The organism is Sediminibacterium ginsengisoli (genome assembly GCF_900167075.1).
In the GTDB taxonomy this organism is placed as follows: domain Bacteria; phylum Bacteroidota; class Bacteroidia; order Chitinophagales; family Chitinophagaceae; genus Sediminibacterium; species Sediminibacterium ginsengisoli.
On sequence record NZ_FUWH01000004.1, the window covers coordinates 1 to 16,906 of the forward strand.

The following is a 16,906-nucleotide window of genomic DNA, read 5'->3' on the forward strand; positions in this document are numbered from 1 at the left end:
AGTGCGTGCTGCGCTGAGTCCCCTTCGGGAGACGTCAGCGAGGGAAAAGTTCAAATCTATAAACAGCTTTAGAAATCGCAGTGCGTGCTGCGCTGAGTTCCCTTCGGGAGACGTCAGCGAGGGAAAATAGACAGACTAACGCGTTTTGCGCAACTATGTATAACCTTGGAATTTTGTTGTTGGTCAGGCGACCACCAACGGTGTGCCGTCACAATAACACGATATTATTCTTGATCGCGTAGATCGCGAGGCCTACCCTTGTTGTCACATCCAGTTTCTGGAAGAGTGCATCGCGGTAACCGTCCACGGTTCGGGCGCTTACGCCCATTTCGTCGGCAATTTCCTTGTAGGTTTTATCGGTGCAGGCCCATCTGAGGAAGGCCAGTTCTTTTTCATTCATCATCACGCGTAGCGGGGAATCATCATCTGGTTTACTGCCCCTCGCTTTCATTTTTGGTGTGATCAGTTCATTATAATAATATCCCCTTTCATTTACCTGGTGCAGGGCTTCGCGGAGTTCTTCCGGTTCGCAGTCTTTCAGGATATAACCCCGCGCGCCATTTTTCAGCATCCGGATCACAACCAGGTCGTTCTTGATCATGCTGAGCGCTACTACTTTTATATGCGGGTGATGTTGTTTGATCCATTTCGCCGTTTCAACGCCATCCATCACCGGCATGGTAATATCGAGCAATGCAATCTCTGGCAGCGGTTTGGTTTTCAGCTGTTCAATAAAGTCTTCACCGTTGCCGGCCTCTATCACCACTTCAAAATCCTTCAGCATCCCGATCAGGACCGCAAGGCTTTTCCGCAATATTACATGGTCATCGACCAGTGCTATTTTAATCATAATTATTTTCCTTAAATACGAGGTTCACGATGGTTCCTTTCCCGTCGTCGCTATGTATCGCTATCTGCGAACCGATCATTGCCGCTCTTTGTTCCATGCTGCTGAGGCCGATACCGGGTTTAAAGTTTTCGTTGTGCCTGCTGAAACCTTTTCCGTTGTCTTTGATCATGATCTGGATATCCGTATCCTGCTTGAAAATATTCACACTTACATGAGTAGCACCGGAGTGTTTTACAATATTGTTGAATACTTCCTGTATCATCCTGTACAGGAAAATGAGTTTGTCTTTGTCGATGCGTAATGTATCTGCCTGCGACTGGAAAGAAGTTTCAAAAAGCCCTGTCTTCTCCAGTTGTTCCAGTTCGTGGCGGATGGCAGTGAGCAATCCGTCTTCAAGCAGCCTGTCTGCATAGTATCCCGCGCTCAGCGCCCTGAGTTCACGGATGGCTTTTCCAACCAGGTCGGTAATATCCTGCAGTTTTTCGTTACCGCCGTTTTCCATACCCAGGATGCTCAGGTTCACTTTTGCAAGGCTAAGTATCTGCCCTACATTATCATGAATTTCCTGGCTTACCGTTTTAAAGGTATGTTCCTGCATTTCCAGCTGCGCCTGCAACAATGCCTGCTGCATTTCCGCTTCCCTTATTTTTCTTTCCAGTATCATTTTTTTCTTGCTTCTTAGAAAACTCAATACCACCAGCACCATTACAAAGCCGAAAAGCAGCACAAAAAAACTTGCTGTAACAACTGCTATGATGAGGTTTTTACTTTCTTCCGGCATAACATAAATGCTTTGGCAAAAAATCCGTATAAAATTATGCTCAATACCTGGGGTATCAGATTATAAAGGGGTTGACCAAACAACCAGCGGTCCGGTCCGGTCAGCGTTTTATGCAGTACAAAAGTGAGGCAGGTGCCGGTAAAAAATACGAAAATTCCAGACACGATCCAGAGATCGGGCGAAGAGAGCGCCTCGCCTTCTTCGTCGCGCTGGAAAAGCTGATAGAAAAAAATACAACTGAGCAATGTCAGGTAAATGCCTACCAGTGTCAATACATAATAAAACGTTTCAACATAAACAGTATAAAAGAAGAAAAGGAACAGGTATAGGTTTACTACAAGGAAGGCCAGTAGCAGTATCAGGTTTTTAAGCAGTCTGTTATGGAAGAAATGATAGAAGAGATAGCTGTAAAAGATGATCTCGAAAATACTGATCCATAAATAAATGTGCGTGTTTCCGTTCAGGTAGCTCTCCGGCACATTATAATAAAAGTAAACAGCCCCGATCTCTCCGTAAACCACGAAGAAAAGGAAGGGTATAAAATAAAAATAGATAGAACCTTTCAGTTGCCTGAAACAGAATAAGGCAACTGAAAGGCTCAGAAATTCAGCTATGATGCTTAGGGAAATATTCATACTTATGGTCTTCCGCTTCCGTGATTGTATGGATCTTCAGGATCTTCACCTTCTCCGCCATTGTATGGATTATCCGGATCATCGGGATCGGGTTCGGCAACGCCTTTACCTTCTGCACCGAAAGCAGGCCTTATTTTAACATTGTACCTGTGCTTGAACCTGCCGTTGGCTGCCACTGAAGCAGGTTTATCGGCGCTGGGCGTAAGCAGGATGTTCAGTTTACCATCTTCGCTCAGGTAAGGCATGAGGGAGATACAACGTTCATTCTCATTGCGGATCCCCAGTTTCTGCAGCTCTTTATCAGCCGCATCCAGGTAATCGCGCAGTTCTGAGATGGTGTAACTGATCGATTCACGGTAATAAGGCGATCCCTGCATCGCCTTGCGGTAGGCTTCAATGCCCCGCATCGCTTCTTTGGCAGGAAATTTCTTTCCCAGAGGTTTACTCATAAACAGTTTTTTAGGTTAATTGACAAAATTAGACAACGCCATTTCCCGTACAACCGTTTTTTCACCCATTTTTTAAGCAGCAAACAGATGTTAAAATAAAACATGTGTCACACGGAAGAATATTGCTGTAAAATATAAAACAGATTGTAAGAATAATGCAATAAATGCTACTAACCTATTTAAAAAGCAGGTCGGGTCTCTGCCGAGATTATGTACCTTGTAACTTGTACCTATAAACCAACACTATGAGTAACATCCTCGAACTCCGGAATCTCAGGAAACACTACGCCACGCAAAAGGCGGTAGATGATGTGAGCTTCTCCATTGAACAAGGCAGCATTTTTGGCCTGCTCGGTCCTAACGGCGCCGGTAAAACAACACTTCTCCGGATGATCACCGGTATTTTTTACCCCGATAGTGGTGATATTTATTTTGATGGCAAGGAATTCAACCCTGCTGATGACATTATCAAGATCGGGTATATGCCTGAAGAAAGAGGACTCTACAAGAAAATGAAGATCGGAGAACAGGCACTTTACCTGGCCCAGCTGAAAGGCCTCGACCGTTCTGAAGCGATGCAGAAAGTAAAGACCTGGTTCAAAAGAATGGAAATGGAAAGCTGGTGGAATAAGAAAGTGGAAGATCTCAGCAAGGGGATGAGCCAGAAACTGCAGTTTGTAACCACGGTTCTGCATGAGCCCAAACTGATCATCCTGGATGAACCCTTCAGCGGCCTCGACCCGGTAAATGCCAACCTGATCAAAGATGAGATCTTCGGACTTGCGCAGAGAGGCAGCACCGTGATCTTCAGCACCCACCGTATGGAACAGGTGGAAGAGATCTGTAACCATATCATCCTCATGAACCTGGGCAAGAAGATACTTGACGGCACCGTAAACGATGTTAAACAGCAGTTCAAAGAGAATAAGTTCAGCATTAAGGTACAGGGTGCTGCGGCAGGTATTGCAGACAGCCCGGCATTTGAAGTGGATTCCCGCAAGGATAATAACCTCATCGTAAAAATCCGCGAAGGTTACAAAAGCAATGATGTACTACAGCACTTTCTGCAAAGCGGTGCTACCATTGAAGCTTTCAATGAAGTACTCCCTTCACTGAACGAGATATTCATCAACCTGGTAGAAGGAAGCAAAGCCGTTACCCGCGCTTTCTCTGAAACACCGGTTAACTAATCCGCTGCTTAAACAAGACTACAAACGCCAAACTTAATACACATGAACAAAATATTATTAGTAGCAAGAAGGGAATTCCTCACAAGGGTGCAGAAAAAGACCTTCCTGCTTTCTACCATTGGTTTACCCCTGATCATTTTCGGTCTTTATGCCATGATGATCTATTTTTCGGTAAAGTCTACCGACAATTTCAAAGTTGCCGTTTCCGATAATGCCCGTCTTTTCAACGGCAAGGTTGACGATAAAAAAAGTACCGAGATCATTTTCGAATTCGTGCAGGACGATACAGCTGCGCTGAAAAGCAAACTGGATAAAGGTATTTACGATGCTTACCTCTACGTTCCTGCCGGTTTCAATGCCGGGAGCGGGAAGGATTCCCTGCAGATCAGGTCGGGAAAAGCAGTAGGACTGCTCACCCGCGAAAAGATCCAGAGCCGCATCAGCAAATCGCTGGAAGACAAAAGACTGATGGCGCTGAATATTTCGCAGACGCAGATCGACAGCATCAAAAATGAAAAAGACTATATCCGTTTCTCAAGCACTTCCGGCGAAACGCAGAAAGGCAGCAAAGTGGGTATCAGCTATGCAGTGGGTATGATCTCCGGCTTCCTGATCTATATCATCCTCTTTGTATACGGCACCATGGTAATGCGCGGCGTAATGGAAGAGAAGGTAAGCCGTATTGCAGAAGTGATCGTGAGCAGTGTAAAACCATTCCAGCTGATGATGGGTAAGATCCTGGGTATCGGTTCTGTTGGTCTGCTACAATTCATTATCTGGATCGTGCTCGTTTTTGGTTTACAGATCGTATTACCGGCAATATTCCCTGAAATGGCCGGTCAGCAGCAGGCAATGCCAGTAGGTCCTGGTGCAGGAGCTGCAGCTGTTCAGCAAAGCGGCGCGATGGCTACGCTGATGAGTGGACTGCAGGATATCAATTTCCCGCTGATCATTGGTTGTTTTGTCTTTTATTTCCTCGGTGGTTATTTCCTTTACTCTTCACTTTTCGCAGCTGTGGGAAGTGCGGTTAATGAAGATCCGCAGGATGCGCAGAGCCTGTTATTGCCTATCATGATGCCGGTGATCTTCGCCCTGGTGATCATGACCAAAGCGGTAAACGACCCCAACAGCAGCCTTGCCGTATTCGGAAGCCTGTTCCCGCTCACATCTCCTATTGTGATGATGGCACGTATCGCACACGGCATCCCTGATGGCGTAAGCACCATTCAGCTCATTATCAGTATGCTCCTGCTGATCGGCGGCTTCCTCGGTACTACCTGGCTCGCCGGTAAGATCTACCGCACCGGTATTCTTATGTATGGCAAGAAAGTGACCTGGAAAGAAATGTGGAAATGGGCTTTCAGAAAAAGTTAACACACATCATTCTAAGTATGATAAAAGCGGCGCCATATTAATATGGCGCCGCTTTTATTTATTGATATTGCTGTTTATCATACCGGATCCCCTTTTACTGGGCCAGTGAGATCTTTACATTAATACCTGCCCTTGTATTGGTGGTTGGCGCCGATGTGGAGATATAGGGTATCACCCTGCGCTGATCGAAATAGAAGCGGACATTGATCCTGTTGTTCACCACATAATCTACTGCCGGCTGAATAGTGATCTCTTTCTGTCCGCCGGTTCCGTAAGCATTACTCTGATCCAGCCTGCTGTTGCTGGTAGACACATCCCGCATCGACAGATCCAGTTTGAAAACAAGATCGTTCTCCAGGCGGTTTCCTTTGCCACCCGGCAGTTTAAACGGCAGCCTTACACCACGTTTACGCCAGCTTCCGCCGATTGTCCATTCTGTGGTCCTGCTCTCTGTAAGCTGGTAATCGATCAGGCTCAGGCTAAGCAGCCTGCTCTTACGGAATTCCACTTTCAGGTTCAGTTGTTTGGTAGTAGTGATATCTACACCGATCAGCGGCTCAAAGCTTTCCTTGATGGTGATATTCGGCACGAGGAAAAATGGTATGTAGTTACCGCTCACCGTATCGATAAAACCGGGTGCACTGAAAAAGAACGGATCCTGGTAAAGCAGCGCGCTGTTATAACTGTTCATACTCAGCGAACCGTTATATCCATGCGAAAGCGTAATGGCACTGAATTTCTCTGCAAGCGATGGCAGTTTGGTCAACCCCGTATAGGTCATGCGCCAGTTCGGCAATGGTTTGATACCGCTGAACGGATTGGATGAAATTTTGGAGTTCGATTGCTTGATCAGCGAAACAGAATTCGGGTCCTTACCCGTGTAAGCGGCGATAAAGGCCGGGATCAGCACATCCTGCGCATAACGGCCATAACCTGCAGCATAACCATCATTGGTGAATTTTTGTCCCGGTGCTAGGTTCTGCCAGTAAGGATTGCTTTCCGCTACTCGCTTCGAAACAACAAGACGGTTATTCTCAAAAGTTTTGAATGTTGCCGAGATCTCATTCGGGTTATGTTTCGCGAACAAGGTCCCGAACGAAATATACGATACACTGAAACCACCCGATGCCAGCGGGTTCAGGTGACTCGCTCTTCCGTTGCCTGATGTATCCTTGAACAGTTCTGTATACTCTTTGGTGAATGTCTTTTCCAGGTTGAGGTCTATGATGAGTTCACGGATCGGCTCCACCTGAGCTGTGATACTCAGCCGCTGTTCAAAGCTCTGGCGGTACAGGAAATTGAAATTGACATCCCGGCTCAGCAATCCCTGCGCTGCCTTCTGGTTCAGCCAGCTGGTATCGGGCTGTCTTCCGAATACATAATCCAGTCCCGGCGCCATGCTGTTCCAGTTCTGTCCGATAAACTGTGTCTTATCCATGAAGCCCGGGATCCGGCTGCGGTAATTCGCAGAATAGTTTACGGTTCCGTTTTTGATCATGGTCAGTGTTCTTCCGAGGAATCTTTCCCAGTTGCTCAGTTCTGCCGGCTCATTTGCCCGTAACAACCGCTGCGCCGTTCTTTCATCCCTTCTGCGTTCTTTCCATTTTTTCAATGCATCGCGCCTTGCCTTACCTGTAAGGCCTTTCAGTGCTTCCTCACGGCTTGGCAATGCCGTTCCGAGCGGATTTGTGTTGGCAGGATTAGGCTTGGCTGTTTTGGGCACCGGCACATTATCGAGTGCACGCAACCAGCGTGATTTGGCATAGAGACTTGTAAAGTTCAGCTGCGCTGACACACTGTTCTCCTGCGAGTTCTCGATGGTATTACCAAGACTCGGCGCCAGCAGGCTTCCGCCGATCCAGTTATAGGATGTTCCATACACATAACGGCCGGTGATCCAGTCCGTGATCGGGAACATCGTGAATGGCAGTGTATAACTGAGGATCGCTTTCTGGTTGTACAAAGTATTACGCCCGCCTTTCAGGAAATTATCGCGTACGGAATCTTTTTTCGCTTTTGTATCGATGCGGCCATAAGGTTCATCCACCCGTGCATTGTTGGTAGCAGAGAAATCGAAATTGAGCTTTTTGGTAAGATCCCAGCGCATGTTATAATAACGGTCGAACGTAAAGTATTTATCATAAGTGGTATCCACCCGGTCTACTTTACTGTCTATCGTATTTACGATCCGCGGCACAAACTCTCCGAACTGCCTGTTCACATCCGCTTTAAAGCTCAGGTAAGAAGGCATGTAACCGATATTGAATTCCCTGAGCCATGCCAGCCACGGAGACCTGCCCGCCATTCGTTTGAACGGCTCAAAATAACGGCTCTGGCCCGTATAAGTATAACCCAGCCCCCCACGGTGTCTCGTCACTTTGTTCTGTGCAATCACCGGGCTGCTCTGTTCAATCTGTGTATACGAATAACTGAAATCGAAATTGCTCAGCTTCAATAACCCCGGCTTATTGCCCGGAAGAAATCTTACATTGGTGAAGTTGAGTGTTTTGATCGTGGTCTGGTCTATCGCCGCGTCCCTGATCGAATCACGTTTGTCTTTCGGCGCACTGTTCAGTTTCTCTTTATACTTCACATCCTTGTCGTACGGATCGTATTGCGGCGTAAGTACGGTTCTGTTGATGCTGGCGTATACCGGTATCGACAGTTTTGCTTCTTTGGGTATGAGTTTACCAGCATCGATATTCGCTGCGATATCGAACTGTACGAGGTTATCGCGTGAGCGTTCGTTCACACGCTGTTCGATGGTACCGAAGCCTGCCGTATGTGTATTGGCCGAAACCGATACGGTACCCAGGTCGGCCATTAACAGGTCTACCCTTCCCAATGCTGCCCAGCCGCCTTCCTCATCGAGGCCCGACAAGCGCAGTTCATTGATCCAGACTTCCGCACTCTGTATCGGTCCGTCAGGATCATACGGATTCTCCACACCTACCAGTATTCCCCTTACTTCGCCGAGATTCGGATTTCCTTTGATGGAGATGGTCTTGTTATCCAGTTTCTCCCGGTAAATATTCGCTGGTGATGCTCCTGCCGAATTCCTGCGCAGCTTCAGATCTATAAGTGACCGGAGGTTCAGTGCAAGATTATTCTGTTCCGGCCATACCCGGTCTTCCTGCCCGCGCGGATAATTACCCGGTGGTGTTACCTTAAGCGGGATCTTCACTTCATAATAGTTATTCAGGAAATCCTGGCCGATCCTGATCAGGGCATACAATTCATTGTCCTGCACCACACGCTGACCTGTGATCGATTCGGCGTGCACGTACATATCGAGCTTTGAATACTGCCTGATATCGAGATTGAGATTTTTAAATACGCCACGCGCATCGCCGCTTACCAGGTTGTTGATGCGGAGACTCATCGCCTGCTCATTCTGCTGCAGGTTCACCCCATTGTTACTCAGTAACTGCACACGCTCTACATTCGGTGGCATGATATAATTCACAGGCTGACGGCTGCTGTTCTCTTCCAGGTTTACTGCCAGTGTATTGAACTGCGTTCCGGTTGCAGTATTGATCGGCGTATAAGAACCGGTGGTATCGATGTTGAAAGTGAATTGCCTCCATTGGTTACGTACCAGGTCGAAACGTGCAAAACGCAGCACTACCGAATCTTCAAAATCAGTCAGGAACATCCTTGCAAAACGGATCGATTTAAAATCAGGGATATTGCCCACTTTTCTTGAGAAGCCTCGGATGGGCACACGCAGCAGAAACCAGTTTTCCGTACGTGTAATTCCATCTGCAGAATTCACCGTTACCCTTCTCTTGTCCGTTACATAGGGTGTGATGCCCACATCCATTCCCGGTTTCAGATCGATCTCATATTCATAATACGATTCATTTTCGTTCAGCGTATTATCCCTGTTGAGGTCTTCGTTATCAGGATAAAGTGTTGCTGCCGATGTGAACTGTCCGTTGGTTGTTGATACCGGCGAGTTGCCCTGCGGATTGTTGAAACTCTTATAACGACCGAGAATACCCATACCGGTCTGATCAAAAGTTTCGTCGCGGTACCATTTATAGTTGTCATTGGAAGGATCTTCCAGCGCTTTCTGGTAGATGGAAGAACCTGTACCGAAATTATTCGCCAGCCTTTGCAGTACATAACCTTTCTTGCGCCTTTCAGCTGCATCGTCGAGCCCATCGAAACCTACGTCCTGGTATGGTCTGTCGTCCGGATCATTACTGAATGCCTGTGTGATCTGGATCGGGTTCACCGGTGTTTTACCCCAGGTATTACTGCTGTCTACCGCCGCAGGTATCTTGGGGGTATTCATACCGTTCTCATAAAACCTTCTTCCGTCTTTCAGGATATCCTCGCTCACATTACCGAAGTTCAGATAAAGTTTACCGCCTTTGCTCGACGGATTTTTAATGAACGGATCCTGCACCCACAATTCGATGAACTCAATATTACCCGTTTCGAAATCGGTCTGGTCGATCGCACGCATGATACCGCCCCAGCGGCGTGCCGGGTTGGATAACTTACCGCTGCCATCGATCTGCGAACTTCTGCTCTCGAAATTATATGGACCTCTTTCCGTTGGATAATACGCCAGATCGAAGGTTGCCGCCTGTACATCCGTAATATTGGTGGAACGCTGCGGGAACAGTTCGTTGGTGAATACCTGGCGCACCCTCGGATCGCTGAGCTCGGCCAGGTTACGCCTTAACGGGTTGTTCGGACTGTTCTTATCCTGCAGATTGGGTTCGATATTATACCATGCCAGCTTGGCGCGGTTAAAGTTGTAATCGATAGAATCGGTAAGCGTTGCTTCCGGAAACCGCGGGTTACCCTGCGGAGTCGATGCAAGCGCCCACGATACGAACGGGAACCGCAGATCGATATTGGTGCGTGTACCTTCAAAGTCATCAATAAAGATCAGTCCCTGCTCACCCTTTCCGATCTGTGGCGGGTGCCCCGGCTTCAATACCGCTGCTTCGCCATAAGCAGCAATAGCGGATTTGGCCTTGGTTGAATAAAATGGCAATTTATTCAGCAGCCGCGTAAGGCCGGGCAGTTCAGACTGGTAACTGAAATCAACACCGTACATCGTATTGCGGATCGGATCATCGCCATATCCCATCTTGGTAAAGAAAGGCCGTTCGCCCAGGCGTTCCACAATCGCGCCTACGGTCAGTTTTTTGTTTGCCACATAATCCAGCCGTAATGCCGAGAAGCCGCGCTGCTGCATGCCGAATGTGGCATTGTTCTCAAAGGATACTTTAACAGGAATATTTGAATTGATGATGGCCTGGTTCAGGATCTTAACTGTACCCAGGTTATAATCCACCACATAATCTGAGCCTTCACGCAGCACCTGCCCGCCGGCAGTTACACTTACAGATCCCGGTGGGATATTAAATGCATTCAGTGGTATTTCAGAACCGCCGCCAAAGCTTGTTCCCTTCACCTGACCCTGCATTACAAAGCGGTTCAGGTTGGCATAAGTATGTGCGATCGCTTTGATCGAATCGTACAGCTGGTAGTAAATGTATTTATTGCGTGTGGCCAGCGGCATGCCTGAGAATGCAAGTGTATCCAGGTCGCGTCCGAACGGTTCCAGCACCGGGAAAATCACACGGCCCGATTGCGAGAGCACCGTAAATCCTTCCACGTAATCGAATACACCATCGGGCTGCGGATCGTTCCGGCTGTTAAGGCGGTCGAGATTGAGGATACGCAGTAAGGGTTGTCCGTCCACCGCTGGTGAAGATTCCGGAAGATAACGCTTCAATCCGCCGCTGGGCTCTTCATACAGTACGTTCAGCTTGAAATCATCGCGCTGTATGCCGCCGAACAGATCAAGTGAATATACGTTCTTCATCATCCAGCCCCAGATCGGTAATTGCGTCCGCTGTGATGTCGCTTTCAATAATTTCAGGAACAACACTTTCTGCACACCCTGTGTTGAGTCGAGGGCCACATCCTGTGAAAATTCACCTACCTGGTAAACACGGCCATTGTACGTGTACTGGTACGCTACCGCCAGCACTTCGTCAGACTGCAGCTGCGTATTTACTGAAAGAAAACCGACCTGCGGGTTAAAATAATATTCAGAAGGATTCAGTTTCCGTGCAAATGTTTTTTCATAATCTTCCACTGCCTGCAGTCCTTTCGAAAGCAGGATACTGTTGATCGCTGCAGGATTACGGCTGCTGCCGTTATTGATCAATGAGGTATAAAGATCGTTGGCTGTATTGAATGGCAGTGAGCCCGGCGTTGTATTGCTGTGCACATTCGGGTTATATGGTTTCGGCTCTCCGAGATCCATCATACCCACAATATCACGCGCATCGGTTGTGGCACCGGTTCTGTTGGTTACCCATACTTCAATACGCTGGATCTGTACCTGCGACGTTACCACGGGCAGGTTGCTCATGGTCTTGTTATAGTTATCACGGAAATACTGCGCCATCAGGAAGTGACGGTTCTCCTCGTATTCATCCAGTCTTTTCTGGAAGCTTTGTGTGGCAGCACCACCCTGCAGTGAAACCGACTGGCGGGAAGAACGCTGGTTGGCCAATGCACCGGTTACAAAAAGTTTTCCGAACTGCAGCTGTGCTTTAATACCAAAGAGGTTCTGTACGCTGGGAATAAGTGTTCCCTTAGACTGGAATGAGATATTACCCGCTTCAATACTCTTGATGATCTCATCGTCCATTCCCTTGTAATCCAGTTTCAGGGTATTGTCGAAACTGAGATTGGAAGTGGTGTTATAATTGATAGGAAATTTAAGCTTGTCGCCGATGTTTGCATTCACATTCAGGTTGGCGTTCATATCGAAATCGAAACCTCCGTTTTTCCGCGCTCTTTCAGGAAGTGTCGGGTTCTTGATGTTCTGCCCCTGGTAACCGGCCATGATATTAACTTCACCTGTGGGGCGGATATCCACTTTCAGTCTGTTATCGGGGCCTCCCGTAGCAACATTGTTGATGCCGAAGATCCGGTCGAACAGGCTGGTATAGGCACGGGCAGGCGGGCGTTTCGGTTTGCGGTTCAGGGTGGTAATGGCATCGGCTCTTTTTTTGAAATAATCAGCTTCGGCTTTTTTACCCTGTAAACGCCAGAACTCGTCGAATGTGAGAAAGGTCGGTTTCCGGTAATAGGAGTTTCCTATTTTTTCAACGATATAATATTGTCTGGTCCTTGGATCGTATTCGATGGTCTGACGGATGAGAGAAGTATCGCGCAGTTCAAAAGGGTTGCGGCTGCGGGATGAAAACGCATCACCCCTCCTGTCGCTGATGGGATAACGCAGGGAATCGCTCTGCTGCGCGCATGCACATGCAGCGGCCAGCATAAAGGTCATGAACAGATAAAAGCTAGGTAGCCTCAAAACAAGTAGCTTGGTTAAGTAGAAATGTATGCTATAGGTATAAGATTATATGTTTTTTAATGCCGTTTTGATAATATCCTCCAGCGAACCTTCATCTCCGGCCTGGGTACGGGCTTTTTTAACCGCCTGCTCGGCTGCAGGTCTTGCAATGCCCAGGGCAACAAGTGCATTTACGGCATCGGTACCTGTATCCGCTGCTGCGCCGGTGCCCGTTTCCTGTGAAAAGGTTACAGACTGTTTACCCAGCTTATCCCTCAGCTCTACTACCAGCCTTTCGGCAGATTTCTTTCCTATTCCTTTGATACTTTCCAGCTGCCTGGTGTTGCCTTGCACAATAGCGCGTGTAATTTCTTCAGGCTTCATGCCAGACAACATCATACGAGCAGTAGAAGCACCCACACCTGATACACTGATCAGCTGCAGGAATAATTCTTTCTCTGCTGTATCGGCAAAGCCGTACAACGTCTGTGCATTTTCGGTAATGTGCAGGTACGTAAACAACTGGCCACTTTCTTTGCTACCTACAGATGTATAGGTATTCAGGCTGACCTGCAGATCGTAGCCCACGCCGTTCACATCAACTACGATCCGTGCGGGTGTTTTTACAGCAAAATGTCCTCTAACAAACGCTATCATATAACAACTGTAAAAATACAGGGAATAAATGACAGATGACACGTACCTTTGAGAAATTTTTATACGTATGAACACCAAGTTGACGCTGTCTATCGACGATTCCGTGATCCGGGACGCCAAGGAATATGCCCAGCAGAACCGCCGCAGCCTTTCAGAATTGGTGGAATCGTACCTGAAAGCCATTACCAATCCTACCCGCAAGAAAAAGACAAAATTGCCCCCTCATATTAAAAGATGGCAGGGCGCATTCAAAACTGATGATATTTGCACCCGGAAAGAAAAGCATCAGCTATAACTTAAAACGAAAGAACAGTATAAGTGATAAGAGTGTTTATAGATACGGATGTGCTGCTTGACTTCTTCGCCGAGCGCGAACCCTTCGGAAGGGAGACTGAAGAGATCATGGAACTCTCTTATGAAAAACAGGTAGAACTTTACTGCGCCGCCAGCAGTTATATCAGCATCTTCCGCCAGCTCTCGGAAAGCAAGGGCAAAGCGCGGGCGGTACAGGCGCTGAAAGACATGAAAGAACTTTTACTGACAGTGGCGGTTGATTCGGCCGTGATCGACAGGGCCCTTGAAAATGCGGTTCCGGAACTGGAAGAATCCATTCAGCTGGAATGCGCGGCCGGCATCAGGAACCTGCATTCGGTGATTACCGGTCATCCCAAACATTTCAGGCATAAAGACATACTGATACAAACACCTAAAGAATTTTTAGACGCATTCAATCAAACAATTCATGAGTAAGATCACAGCAAGCATAACCGCTGTAGGCGGCTATGTTCCCGAAGACAAACTGACCAATTTTGACCTGGAGAAGATAGTAGAGACCAACGACGAGTGGATCCGTACGCGTACTGGTATTGAAGAAAGGAGGATCCTGAAAGGACCGGGAAAAGGCAGCAGTGATATGGCTGTACCCGCCGTGCAGGAGATCTTGCGCAAAAAGAACCTCGACCCGAAAGATATCGACTGCCTGATCTGCGCAACCGTAACACCTGATATGGTATTCCCTGCCACGGCAAACATTATCTGCGACAAGATCGGTGCTACCAATGCCTGGGGTTATGACCTCAGCGCGGCCTGCAGCGGGTTCCTGTTTGCCCTCACTACCGGTGCATCCTATATCGAAAGCGGCCGTTACAAAAAGGTAATAGTGGTAGGCGTGGATAAGATGAGTGCGATCATCGATTATACCGACCGCGCTACCTGCATCATCTTCGGAGATGGCGCCGGCGCCGTATTGCTGGAACCGGCAACAGACGGAACCGGTATCCAGGACAGCATCCTCCGCACCGATGGTTCAGGCCGCGATTACCTGCACATGAAAGCCGGCGGCTCTGTAAAACCGGCTACTGTTGAAACCGTAATGGCACGTGAGCATTTCGCATACCAGGAAGGTCAGACCGTATTCAAATTTGCAGTAAAAGGTATGGCCGACGTAAGCGCCGAACTGCTGGAGCGCAACGGAATCACAGGTGATGATATTTCCTGGCTGGTACCACACCAGGCCAACCTGCGTATCATCGATGCAACGGCCAACCGCATGGGATTACCGAAAGAAAAAGTAATGATCAATATCCAGCGCTATGGCAATACCACTGCAGCAACACTGCCCTTATGCCTGTGGGACTGGGAAAAACAACTTAAAAAAGGAGACAACATTGTACTCGCAGCCTTTGGTGGCGGTTTCACATGGGGAGCAACCCTGGTGAAATGGGGTTATGATTCCTGATAAAAAAACATTCTGCTAAAAGCTGTTCCGGATGGAGCAGCTTTTTTATTTGCCTTTCCCGGTGCTCCGATTGCCCGCACATCCACGAGCCTTCATGCTTTCTGCTGCATTCTGTACCTTCGTCTGCACTGCGGGGAATTCCCGGAGTTTCAGTTCATCAACACCTAAATCCGGGATAATATGGATCAGTTTTCAGGCATCAGCTCTGTAGCCATGCACGCTACCGGGCACAAGAATGCAGATGACGCGCACCTTACGCCCATCTACGCTACATCAACCTTTACATTCGATACCGCACAACAGGGCATGGAAAGATTTGCCGGTTCGGATAAAACAAGAATATACAGCAGATGGGGGAACCCTTCCTTTACCGCTGCAGAAGAAACCATCGCGGCTCTGGAAGCTTTCGGACTGAAAGACGAGAGCGGATCTCCGTTAAAACTCAAAGCACTTTTGCATTCGAGCGGACAGGCAGCCATGACCACATTATTCCTTGCGAACCTCAAAGCAGGCGATACAGTGCTTTCGCATTTTTCACTTTATGGCGGAACGCATGAGTTACTGCATAGAGTGATGGATGCTACCGGCGTAAAGACTACCATCATCGATATGCGCGATCTGAATCTTGTTGCAGATGCGATCAGTAAAGACAGCAGCATCAGGATGATCCATATTGAAACACCCGCCAATCCTACTATACAGTGTGTGGATATCGAAGCAGTGACGAAACTCGCGAAAGAAAAAGGCCTGATCGTATCGGTCGATAATACATTCGCCTCGCCTTACCTGCAGCAGCCGTTTAAATACGGCGTTGATTTCGTTTTCCATTCTACTACCAAATTCCTGAATGGTCATGGTACCGCTATCGGCGGTGTACTGATCGGTAAGGATCTTGAGAAGATGCAGACATCGGTCTGGAAATGGCATGTATTACTCGGCGGCAACAGCAACGCATTCGATGCATTCCTGCTGAGCCTGGGAATGAAAACCCTCGAACTCCGTATGGAACGCCATTGTGCGAATGCAATGGAAGTAGCTCGTTTCCTGGAACAGCATGCCGCTATCGCGAAAGTAAATTATACAGGACTGACATCACACCCCGATCATGCGCTGGCCGCAAAACAAATGCGGCACCCGGGTGCAGTAATGAGCTATGAACTGAAAGGTGGCCTGGAGGCCGGCAAGAAATTCATCGACAAGCTGCAGATGTGTGTAAGGGCTATTTCACTTGGAACCGTTGACACATTGGTTTCACATCCTGCAAGCATGAGTCATTTCGGTATTGCAAGAGAAGAAAGAATCAAATACGGAATTACTGATGGCCTGATCAGGATGAGCGTGGGAATAGAAAACCTGCCGGATATCCTGAACGACCTGGAACAGGCACTTAAAGATTAACAATCATTCATTTTTTTCAGACCATGAACATACAGATACGAAGAGCGGTTAAAGAGGATTGCGCACGTCTGCTGGAACTGATACAGGAACTGGCCGATTATGAAAAAGCGCCGGAAGAAGTAACGGTTACCTTAGCACATTTTGAAGACAGCGGTTTCGGCCCAAACCCTGTGTGGTGGGCATTTGTAGCGGAGATCGATGGCAAAGTGGAAGGCTTTGCATTGTACTATATCCGTTACAGCACCTGGAAAGGTCAATGCCTTTACCTGGAAGATTTCCTCGTTACGGAAAAGCTGCGCGGAAAAGGTGCAGGTAAACTGCTGTTCGACAGGGTCATGGAAGAAGCCAAAGAAAAAGGCTTTAAGCGGATGGTATGGCAGGTGCTCGACTGGAACGAACCGGCCATCAATTTTTACAAAAAATACAATGCCACGCTGGATCCCGCCTGGCTGAACGGCATCCTTGATTTTTAATACCGCTATTATTCAAAAG

Annotated in this window: 13 protein-coding genes; 7 read left to right on the top strand and 6 right to left on the bottom strand. The window is 47.9% G+C overall.

Features of this window, described 5'->3' with window-relative positions; all coding sequences use genetic code 11:
- Positions 1 to 208: 208 nt before the first annotated feature.
- Genes B5D42_RS08155 through B5D42_RS08170 form a run of 4 tightly spaced genes read right to left on the bottom strand, consistent with a single transcriptional unit; the run spans position 209 to position 2,715 of the window.
- Positions 209 to 850, bottom strand: coding sequence for a response regulator transcription factor (locus tag B5D42_RS08155; RefSeq protein ID WP_078830993.1), 642 nt, complete (start codon positions 848 to 850; stop codon positions 209 to 211).
- Positions 843 to 1,631, bottom strand: coding sequence for a sensor histidine kinase (locus tag B5D42_RS08160; RefSeq protein ID WP_078830994.1), 789 nt, complete (start codon positions 1,629 to 1,631; stop codon positions 843 to 845). Before B5D42_RS08160 ends, B5D42_RS08155 begins: the two co-directional genes overlap by 8 nt.
- Positions 1,601 to 2,266, bottom strand: a complete 666-nt coding sequence (locus B5D42_RS08165; protein ID WP_078830995.1) for a hypothetical protein — start codon at positions 2,264 to 2,266, stop codon at positions 1,601 to 1,603. The genes B5D42_RS08160 and B5D42_RS08165 overlap by 31 nt, the downstream gene beginning before the upstream one ends.
- Before the next feature lie 2 nt (positions 2,267 to 2,268).
- Positions 2,269 to 2,715 (bottom strand): hypothetical protein, encoded by a 447-nt coding sequence (locus B5D42_RS08170; RefSeq protein ID WP_078830996.1) that lies wholly within the window; start codon positions 2,713 to 2,715, stop codon positions 2,269 to 2,271.
- Positions 2,716 to 2,960: 245 nt separating this feature from the next.
- Here B5D42_RS08170 and B5D42_RS08175 point away from each other — a divergent pair, with 245 nt between their 5' ends.
- Together B5D42_RS08175 and B5D42_RS08180 are read left to right on the top strand one after the other, a co-directional pair.
- The gene (locus B5D42_RS08175) at positions 2,961 to 3,905 is read left to right on the top strand and encodes an ABC transporter ATP-binding protein (RefSeq protein ID WP_078830997.1); all 945 of its coding nucleotides are present in this window, start codon (positions 2,961 to 2,963) and stop codon (positions 3,903 to 3,905) included.
- Positions 3,906 to 3,947: 42 nt separating this feature from the next.
- Positions 3,948 to 5,279 carry an ABC transporter permease gene (locus B5D42_RS08180; RefSeq protein ID WP_078830998.1) on the top strand — a complete coding sequence of 444 codons (1,332 nt, stop codon included), beginning with the start codon at positions 3,948 to 3,950 and terminating at the stop codon, positions 5,277 to 5,279.
- A gap of 94 nt (positions 5,280 to 5,373) precedes the next feature.
- Here the strand turns inward: B5D42_RS08180 and sov are convergent, their stop codons facing one another.
- Both sov and ruvA read right to left on the bottom strand, forming a co-directional pair.
- Positions 5,374 to 12,615, bottom strand: a complete 7,242-nt coding sequence (gene sov, locus B5D42_RS08185; protein WP_078830999.1) for a T9SS outer membrane translocon Sov/SprA — start codon at positions 12,613 to 12,615, stop codon at positions 5,374 to 5,376.
- A 72-nt stretch (positions 12,616 to 12,687) separates the two neighbouring features.
- Positions 12,688 to 13,278, bottom strand: coding sequence for a Holliday junction branch migration protein RuvA (gene ruvA, locus B5D42_RS08190; protein ID WP_078831000.1), 591 nt, complete (start codon positions 13,276 to 13,278; stop codon positions 12,688 to 12,690).
- 67 nt (positions 13,279 to 13,345) lie between these two features.
- On the opposite strand from ruvA, the gene B5D42_RS08195 reads away from it, so the two are divergent.
- The 5 genes from B5D42_RS08195 to B5D42_RS08215 all read left to right on the top strand — a co-directional run bounded on the left by B5D42_RS08195 (position 13,346) and on the right by B5D42_RS08215 (position 16,887).
- A complete protein-coding gene (locus B5D42_RS08195) occupies positions 13,346 to 13,573 on the top strand; it encodes a DUF6364 family protein (protein ID WP_078831001.1) in 228 nt (75 codons plus the stop codon).
- Between the two features lie 32 nt (positions 13,574 to 13,605).
- Positions 13,606 to 14,028: a PIN domain-containing protein gene (locus B5D42_RS08200; RefSeq protein WP_078831002.1), complete on the top strand. Its 423-nt coding sequence runs from the start codon at positions 13,606 to 13,608 to the stop codon at positions 14,026 to 14,028.
- On the top strand, positions 14,021 to 15,016 hold the full coding sequence (locus tag B5D42_RS08205; protein ID WP_078831003.1) for a beta-ketoacyl-ACP synthase III: 996 nt from the start codon (positions 14,021 to 14,023) through the stop codon (positions 15,014 to 15,016). The genes B5D42_RS08200 and B5D42_RS08205 overlap by 8 nt, the downstream gene beginning before the upstream one ends.
- Before the next feature lie 180 nt (positions 15,017 to 15,196).
- Complete coding sequence (locus tag B5D42_RS08210) at positions 15,197 to 16,414, top strand: trans-sulfuration enzyme family protein (RefSeq protein ID WP_078831004.1); 1,218 nt, start codon at positions 15,197 to 15,199, stop codon at positions 16,412 to 16,414.
- A 23-nt stretch (positions 16,415 to 16,437) separates the two neighbouring features.
- Positions 16,438 to 16,887 carry a GNAT family N-acetyltransferase gene (locus B5D42_RS08215; protein ID WP_078831005.1) on the top strand — a complete coding sequence of 150 codons (450 nt, stop codon included), beginning with the start codon at positions 16,438 to 16,440 and terminating at the stop codon, positions 16,885 to 16,887.
- The last annotated feature ends 19 nt before the right edge of the window (positions 16,888 to 16,906 follow it).